The sequence below is a fragment of the Microbacterium sp. B24 genome, from assembly GCF_000333415.1.
Classification (GTDB): domain Bacteria; phylum Actinomycetota; class Actinomycetes; order Actinomycetales; family Microbacteriaceae; genus Microbacterium.
Genome location: NZ_BADB01000276.1, coordinates 1 through 7,534, shown reverse-complemented (window position 1 = coordinate 7,534; position 7,534 = coordinate 1). Strand labels below are relative to the sequence as shown.

The following is a 7,534-nucleotide window of genomic DNA, read 5'->3' as shown; positions in this document are numbered from 1 at the left end:
CGCACGCGGGACGAAGGCTTCCAGGGCGGGGAGATCGAGATCGAATCGAGGCATCGGGAGACTCCGTGTCGGGTGACGCCGGCGCATCGTCGCCGACGTTCCACGATATCGCCCGCGCCGAGACCGGATCGTTGCGGGGCTGTGAGCATCCGCACATGGTGACGCTGGCAGACTGAAGTCATGGTGACCCTGCTGCTCGATTCGACGCAGCTCGAGATCGTGCTGTCGGGCGTCGAACGCGCCCTGTCGCGGCGATCGGAGAGCGTGCGCGTCGACAGGTCTCACATCCTCCGGGTGCAGCTGACCGACGACGCCTGGACCTGGCTGCGCGGAGTGCCCAGCCCCGGCACGCAGGTGCGGGGCGCCGTCGCGATGGGAACCTGGCGCTCCGCGAGCGGCAACGATTTCGTCCTGGTGCGCCGTCGTCGCCCGGCGGTGGTCGTCGATCTCTCCGACGATGCCGAGTTCGAGCGCCTCGTGCTGACGACTCGTCACGGGGTCGCGCTCGTCCAGGCATTGCGTCTGGACGGCGACGACGCGTCGGACGTCGTCGAACTCGCCGACTCCTGACGGCGGGTCAGGCGACGTCGCGCCGCCAGCTCGTCAGATAGCCGAGGCCGACGAACACCACGGCGTAGCCGAGCAGGACCATGCCTCCGCCCCACCACGCGAGAGGGACGGCCCCGCCGGCGCCCATCGTCGCGTAGATGCTGGTGCCGACCAGGGCGTCTGAGGCCGCACCCGGCAGGTAGGCGGTGACACCCGACAGGCCCTCGACCAGCGTCGACACAGTACGCGCGATGGGCTCGACGAACTGCGTGAACGCCAGCACGCCGACGACGGCGGCGACTTGATTGCGCACGAGGGTGCCGACGCCGACGCCGATCAGCGTCCACAGAACGAAACTCGCCACGATGCGCCCGATCATCGCCCAGGTGTCGCTCTCGCCCAGCCGCGTGTCGACGCCGAACGCGGCGAGTGCCGCCGCGCCGATCCCGACCGCCGCGACGAGCGCGACGCCGGCGTAGAGCAGGCCCATGACGACACCCGCGGTCAGCTTGCCGCCGAGGGCGATCCCTCGCCGCGGCGTGGCCAGGAACGTCGGCGTCAGCGTCTTGTGCCGGAACTCGTTGGTCACCAGGAGGGTGCCGATGAGCAGGGGGAACACGTAGCCGACGGAGGTGGCGAGGCTGTAGATGAGCGGAGGCAGCATCGTCGGCGACATCTCGGCACCGCTGGTCGAGCTGCCCGGCAGCGTCCCGCTGGCGACCGCACCGAACACGGCGGACAGGCCGCCCGCGGTCACCCCGACGTAGGCGAGCAGAACGACGGCGAGAATCCACCACATCGCCGTGGTGAACTGCTTCGTGAGCTCCGACCGGGACGCGTTGACGAGACTCATCGCACATCTCCTTCCTCGGCGGCGACCGTATCGTTCGGGTCGTCCTCGACGGCGTGGATGTACTCGGCGTCCTCGACGCCCGGCTCTGGGTCTTCGGGCGAGGTCGTGACAGGCGCGGCAGCGGCCGCGAGCGGCGCGGGGAGGTCGTTCACCGGGGATGACGCCGGCGTCGCCTGCGCCGGCACACGCGTGCCGTTCACCAGCTCGAGGAACACCTCCTCCAGCACCGGGCCGCGCCGCTGCAGATGCGACAGGGCGACTCCCGCGGCCGCGGCGATGGCGCCGAGTCGCGCGGGCTCGGCGCCGCGCACGGAGAAGCCCGAGCGCAGGGGCGTGTACGCGATGCCTGCGGCATCGAGAGCATTCGCCAGGGCGGTGCGGTCGGGGGCATCGATGATCGTCGCCACGTCGTCCGCGGCGACGAGGTCGCCGATATCGCCCTCGTAGACGAGTCGGCCGCGGGAGATGACCAGCAGTGCCGACACCGTCTGCTGCACCTCGGCGAGCATGTGCGACGACACGAGCACCGTGCGTCCTTCGCCGGCCAGTTGGCCGAGGAAGCCGCGCAGCCACTTGATCCCCTCGGGGTCCAGACCGTTCGCGGGCTCGTCGAGCACCAGCACGGCGGGGTCTCCGAGCAGCGTGTAGGCCAGGCTGAGGCGCTGTCGCATGCCGAGCGAGAAGCCGCCCACCTTGCGGCCGGCAGCGTCGGCGAGCCCCACGAGGCCCAGGACGTCGTCCACTCGTGCGCGGGGGAGCCCCGCCGCGTGTGCGGCGACGGTGAGGTGACCGGCGGCGGTGCGCCCGGGATGGAAGCTGGAGGCCTCGAGTGCGGCGCCGACGGTCTGCAGCGGATGGCGCAGCTCCGAGTACCGCCGGCCGCCGATGGTGGCGGTGCCGGAGGTGGCGCGCACAAGCGCGAGCAGGATGCGCAACGACGTCGTCTTGCCCGCGCCGTTGGGGCCGAGAAATCCCGTCACGCGTCCGGGCTCGACGCGGGCGGTGAAGTCGTCGACGGCGCGAATCGCGCCGAATGTCTTCGTGACCCCACGGAACTCGAGGAGGTGTCCTTCGGGCATCGTCGTCCTCTCGTCAGCACCGGCCGTCGTCGGCCGCCGTCTCCATCCTGCCCGATCGGCCCGCGCGGGCCTTGCGCCCGCGCGGGCGGCGCCGATACCGACGGCGCGGGTAACGTTGCGAGAGTGAGCGATGCCGCCGAACCCACCGTGCTGGTCCGCACCGTCCGGGGAGTGGGACACCTGACCCTGAACCGTCCACGGGCCATCAACGCACTCGACCTGGGCATGATCGAGATCATCTCCGCTGCCCTGGATCGCTGGGAGCACGACGCCGACATCGAGGTGGTGCTCCTCGACGGCGCGGGCGAGCGCGGCCTGTGCGCCGGGGGAGACGTGCGGAGCCTTCGCGAGTGGATCCTCGCGGGACGCGTCGAGGAGACGGCGCACTTCTTCCGCGCCGAGTACGCCCTGAATCTTCGGATCGCCACGTATGCGAAACCGGTCGTCGTCGTCGCCGACGGCGTGACGATGGGCGGCGGCATCGGGCTGGCCGGCCATGCGGCGGTCCGCGTCGTCACCGAGCGCTCGCGGCTGGCCATGCCCGAGACGCGCATCGGCTTCACCCCGGACGTCGGCGGCTCGTGGCTGCTGGCGCACGCGCCCGGACGGCTCGGCGAGTATCTCGCGCTCACCGGTGAGTCGATGGATGCCGCGGACGCCCTCGCCGCCGGCTTCGCCGATGCGCTGGTGCCGAGCGAGCGGATCGGAGACCTCCGCGCCGCGCTCGCCGATCGTGCCGATCCGGCGACCCCGGCCGAGATCGTGCTGCTGTTCGACGAGACGCCGGGGCCGTCGCGGCTCGTCGCAGCCCGTTCGTGGATCGACGATGCCTTCGCCGCCGACACCGTCGCTGAGATCATCGCGCGGCTGCGTGAGCGGCCCGAGCCGGATGCCGTCGCCACCGCCGACGCGCTCTCGACACTCGCGCCGACCGCGCTGACCGTGACGCTCGCCGCCGTGCGCGCTGCCCGGCGGCTGCCGGATCTCCGCGCCGCGCTCGCGCAGGAGTACGGGCTCGTTCTGTGGTTCGCCCAGACCCAGCCCGACCTGCCCGAGGGCATTCGCGCGCAGCTGGTCGACAAGGACCGCGACCCGCACTGGCATCCGGCCGCGTTCGACGACCTCGAGGACGGGCTGGCAGAGCGGGCGCTCGCGTGGGAGCCGCCGCTGGCGCTGTGGGGACCGTGATGAGCCGGACCCGGTCTTCGCGCAGATGGTCGATCGGCGTCGCGATCGACCAGTTCTTCTTCGTCTTCGCGGGCCTGGCGGCCATCTGGCTCGCCTATCTGGGCTTCACCGAGAGCTTGACGGTCGGATGGTGGGGCATTCTCGGCTTCCTGCTGTTCTGGTTGCTGCTGGCCTACCTCGTCCTGCCCCGACTGCATCGGATCCTCACGACGATCTACGTGCCCGACTACTTCATCGGACGTGCGCGCACGAGTGACGGCCTTCTCGGCGATCCGGTCAACCTCGCCTTTCTGGGAGAGGGCGCGCAGATCGAGCGAGCGATGCGGGCATCGGGGTGGACGAAGGCAGATCCCGTCACCTTCGCGTCGTCGTGGCGCATCGTGACCTCGACCCTGCGCCGCCGCAGCTATCACGAGGCTCCGGTGAGCCCCCTGTTCCTCTTCGGTCGCCAACAGGACTTCGCCTACCAGCAGGAGGTCGACGGCAACCCGGCGCAGCGCCACCACGTGCGCTTCTGGAAGTGCCCGGACGGCTGGCTGCTGCCGGGAGGCCGGCGCGTCGACTGGTTGGCTGCGGGCACGTTCGACACCTCGGTGGGCCTGTCGCTGTTCACCCTGCAGGTCACCCACCGCATCGACGCCGACACCGACGTCGAGCGCGATCACATCGTCGCGACCCTCCGCGCCGGAGAGCCGGCCGTCCGCGTGGACGTGATCGCCGACTTCTCCACCGGGTACCACGCCCGCAACGGCGGTGGCGACAGCATCCGCACCGACGGTGACCTGCCCGTGGTCGACGTGCGCGGGGTGCACGTCTCCGAGGAGGCCGTGGCATGAGCGCGGAGCGGAACGTGCGGCCCGAACGGCGACCGTCGTATGAACCGGTGACCCGGCTCCTGCAGCCGATCGCCCACGACCCGGCGATGCCGCGGCCGTCCACGACGGTGACCGGCGCCGCTCTGGTGCTGCTGAGCGCGCTGGTCGGGATCGGCTCGATGGTCGAGGTGGCGGTGAACTGGAAGAGCTATGCGAGCGCGGTCGTGCTCGACCTCGACGGCATCGATGCCACCCCCGATCTGGCTGACGCCTCACTCGCCGTCCTGCTCGTCGTCTTCGGCGCCGCCGTGGTGATCCAGCTCGTGTGCGTGATCCTTCTGTTCTTCGGCAGCAACCTCGCACGCGTCGCCGTGATGACCGTCGCCACCCTGTCCATCGCCAGCTCCTTCGCGAGCTGGTGGGCGCGCGATCAGGAGATCACGCTGTTCACGACCCTGCCCGCGCTGGCGCTCGACATCCTCGTGCTGCTCGCGCTGTCCAGCCGCAGCGCCGCGGCGTACGCCCGTCGCACCGAGAAGCGCTGAGAGGTCCCGTGTTCGACAGTCCCCTTTCCGCGTCCGCCTACGAGGTGCTCGGAGTCACCGCGGATGCCGACGGCGAAGAGCTCCGCAAGGCGTACCGCCTGCGGCTGCGTCAGACCCATCCCGACACGGGCGGAGATGCCGCGCTCTTCGTGCAGGTGCAGCGCGCATGGGAGCTCGTCGGCACACCGGAGGCGCGCACCGCCTACGACCGCGGTCACGGCTTCGGCGCCTCGGCGCCCTCCTACGGTCCGGAAGGCGCCGACGGCAGCGGCGCCGGTACGAGCTGGCGTCCGCCGTCGCGGCCGGCCGACACCCGCCCGCGGGCGCGCTCGTTCGGTCAGCCCGGGGGGTGGCGTCGCGAGCGCTACCTCGATCTCATCCGCGAGTGGGCGGGACGCGGCACCGAGGTGCCCGACCCCTACGACCCGGCGCTGGTGCGCGCGGCCCCGCGTGAGCTGAAGCGGATGCTCGCGGACGCCCTCGCCGAAGAGGCCAGCGCGCGTGTCATCGGCGACCTGGGCATGGGATACACGGTGTGGCATGACGTCGCCGTCGACCCGCGTGATCCGTCGCTGAAGGTCGATCACATCGTGCTGGGACCCAGCGGCCTCTACGCCCTGCTCAGTGAGGATCTCGGAGGTCCGGTGCGACTGCGACGCGGCGAGCTGATCGGTGAGGGCGTCGAGGGCTCTCCGATCGCCGACCTGGTCGCGGGGGCCCGCGTGCTGGCGCGCGCGGCGCGCGTCCGCTTCAGCGGCGCGATCGTGGTGCTGCCCGACGAGGACGTCGTGAGCGCGATCGAGGAGATCGGCCGGGTGCGCTCGCTGCCCGTGGCGGTCGTCGCGCGATCGGCGCTGGCGACGGTGCTCCGGCGGGGCCTGACCGGTGCCCGCGACATCGGCGGCAATGAGCTGTTCGATGTGCGCACCCGTCTGCAGCAGAGCGTGCGCTTCGTCTGAAGGGCGTGCGGGTTCGGCCGTCTAGGGTGAGGACATGGACCCCGCCGGCTGGACCTTCGTGATCCTCGCGCTCGCGGTCGTCGCGTTCGTCAGCGGCAAGGTGCCGTTGGCGCTCGTCGCCGTGGGCGTCGCGCTCGCGCTCTGGGCCACCGGGGTGCTCACCCTCCCGGAGGCGTTCGCGGGCTTCGGCGACCCCACGGTGCTGTTCATCGCGTCGCTGTTCGTCGTGAGCGAGGCGCTGGATGCCACGGGTGTCACGGCCTGGCTCGGCCATCAGGTGGTGACTCGAGCTGGCGCCGGCCGGGCCCGTCTCACCGTCATCATCGGTGCGCTGGCGGCCGTTCTGACCGCCTTCATCTCCATCAACGGCGCGGTCGCCGCCTTGCTGCCGGTCGTGGTCGTCGTCGCCGTGCGCGCCGGCATCGTTCCGTCGAAACTGCTGATCCCCCTGGCCTTCGCCGCCAGTGCGGGCTCGCTGCTCACCCTCACCGGCACGCCCGTGAACATCGTCGTCAGCGAGGCCGCCGTCGCCGCCGGCGGGCGGGAGTTCGGCTTCTTCGAGTTCGCGCTCGCCGGCATCCCCCTGGTGCTGTCGACGGTCGCCGTCGTCGCGCTCGGCGGCGGACGGCTGCTTCCGGCTCGTGCCGCCGAGCGCCTGGCCGATCTCGCCCCCGATCCTCGCGCGCACGCTCAGACCCTTCGCGACAGCTACGACGTCGACCTCGACACGGGCCGCCTGTTCAGCGCGCGCGAGGGTGTCGCCGAGGTGCTCGTGTCCCCTCGCTCGCGTCTCATCGGGCGCACGGCCTCGGCCGGCATGACCACGAACGACGAGAACCTGGTGATCCTCGCCGTCCGCCGCGGCGAGGAGGACGGGCCGAACGCCTCGCGTGGCACCGGTGTTGCCGGATCGCTCGTGCTGCGCGCCGGCGATGCGGTGCTGGTCCAGGGGCCGTGGGCCGCGCTGACGCGCTACACGCAGTCGCCCGACGTCATCGCCGTCACCCCTCCCCAGGTCCTGCAGCGCGCCGTTCCGCTGGGCCGGGGCGCCAAGCGGGCGATCGGCATCCTCGCGGCGATGGTCGTGCTGCTCGCGACCGGACTCGTGCCCGCCGCCGTGGCGGGACTGCTGGCGGCCGGTGCACTCGTGCTGACCCGGGTCTTGAGCGTGCCGCAGACCTATCGCGCCATCTCGTGGACCACCGTCATCCTCATCGCCGGGATGGTTCCGCTGTCGTCCGCCTTCGTATCGACGGGTGCCGCCGACGTCGTCGCCGACGCCGTCCTCGGCGTCATCGGTACCGGCTCGCCGCACCTGGCGCTCTTGGTGCTCTGCGTGCTGACGATGGTGCTCGGCCAGTTCATCTCCAACGTCGCGACCGTCCTGGTCGTGATCCCCATCGCCGTCGCGATCTCGCACTCGCTCGATGCGAGTGTGCAGCCGTTCATGATGGCGCTCACCGTCGCCGGGGCCGCGGCATTCCTCACCCCGGTCGCGACGCCCGCCAATCTGATGGTGATGCAGCCGACTCTAGAGGATCCCCGG

At 71.4% G+C, this 7,534-nt stretch carries 8 protein-coding genes; 6 read left to right on the top strand and 2 right to left on the bottom strand.

Features of this window, described 5'->3' with window-relative positions; translation table 11 throughout:
- Nucleotides 1-180 precede the first annotated feature (180 nt).
- Nucleotides 181-570 (top strand): hypothetical protein, encoded by a 390-nt coding sequence (locus tag I5I_RS07245; protein ID WP_036318150.1) that lies wholly within the window; start codon nucleotides 181-183, stop codon nucleotides 568-570.
- A gap of 7 nt (nucleotides 571-577) precedes the next feature.
- Here I5I_RS07245 and I5I_RS07240 read toward each other — a convergent pair whose 3' ends face one another.
- Nucleotides 578-1,402: an ABC transporter permease gene (locus I5I_RS07240; RefSeq protein ID WP_036318149.1), complete on the bottom strand. Its 825-nt coding sequence runs from the start codon at nucleotides 1,400-1,402 to the stop codon at nucleotides 578-580.
- Nucleotides 1,399-2,481 (bottom strand): ATP-binding cassette domain-containing protein, encoded by a 1,083-nt coding sequence (locus tag I5I_RS07235; protein WP_036318148.1) that lies wholly within the window; start codon nucleotides 2,479-2,481, stop codon nucleotides 1,399-1,401. The genes I5I_RS07240 and I5I_RS07235 overlap by 4 nt, the downstream gene beginning before the upstream one ends.
- Before the next feature lie 123 nt (nucleotides 2,482-2,604).
- On the opposite strand from I5I_RS07235, the gene I5I_RS07230 reads away from it, so the two are divergent.
- The 5 genes from I5I_RS07230 to I5I_RS07210 form a co-directional block, all read left to right on the top strand.
- Complete coding sequence (locus I5I_RS07230; protein ID WP_036318147.1) at nucleotides 2,605-3,669, top strand: enoyl-CoA hydratase/isomerase family protein; 1,065 nt, start codon at nucleotides 2,605-2,607, stop codon at nucleotides 3,667-3,669.
- Nucleotides 3,669-4,505 carry an LssY C-terminal domain-containing protein gene (locus tag I5I_RS07225; RefSeq protein WP_036318151.1) on the top strand — a complete coding sequence of 279 codons (837 nt, stop codon included), beginning with the start codon at nucleotides 3,669-3,671 and terminating at the stop codon, nucleotides 4,503-4,505. The genes I5I_RS07230 and I5I_RS07225 overlap by 1 nt, the downstream gene beginning before the upstream one ends.
- The gene (locus tag I5I_RS07220; RefSeq protein ID WP_036318146.1) at nucleotides 4,502-5,029 is read left to right on the top strand and encodes a hypothetical protein; all 528 of its coding nucleotides are present in this window, start codon (nucleotides 4,502-4,504) and stop codon (nucleotides 5,027-5,029) included. Before I5I_RS07225 ends, I5I_RS07220 begins: the two co-directional genes overlap by 4 nt.
- 8 nt (nucleotides 5,030-5,037) lie before the next feature.
- Nucleotides 5,038-5,988 (top strand): DnaJ domain-containing protein, encoded by a 951-nt coding sequence (locus tag I5I_RS07215; protein WP_036318145.1) that lies wholly within the window; start codon nucleotides 5,038-5,040, stop codon nucleotides 5,986-5,988.
- Between the two features lie 34 nt (nucleotides 5,989-6,022).
- On the top strand, nucleotides 6,023-7,534 hold a 1,512-nt coding region (locus I5I_RS07210; RefSeq protein ID WP_036318144.1), incomplete at its 3' end, for an SLC13 family permease.

What these genes read in the sequence shown, in the direction of transcription:
- I5I_RS07245 (WP_036318150.1), top strand. Translation starts at nt 181, where the DNA reads ATGGTGACCCTGCTGCTCGATTCGACGCAGCTCGAGATCGTGCTGTCG.
- I5I_RS07240 (WP_036318149.1), bottom strand. Translation starts at nt 1,402, where the DNA reads ATGAGTCTCGTCAACGCGTCCCGGTCGGAGCTCACGAAGCAGTTCACC.
- I5I_RS07235 (WP_036318148.1), bottom strand. Translation starts at nt 2,481, where the DNA reads ATGCCCGAAGGACACCTCCTCGAGTTCCGTGGGGTCACGAAGACATTC.
- I5I_RS07225 (WP_036318151.1), top strand. Translation starts at nt 3,669, where the DNA reads ATGAGCCGGACCCGGTCTTCGCGCAGATGGTCGATCGGCGTCGCGATC.
- I5I_RS07220 (WP_036318146.1), top strand. Translation starts at nt 4,502, where the DNA reads ATGAGCGCGGAGCGGAACGTGCGGCCCGAACGGCGACCGTCGTATGAA.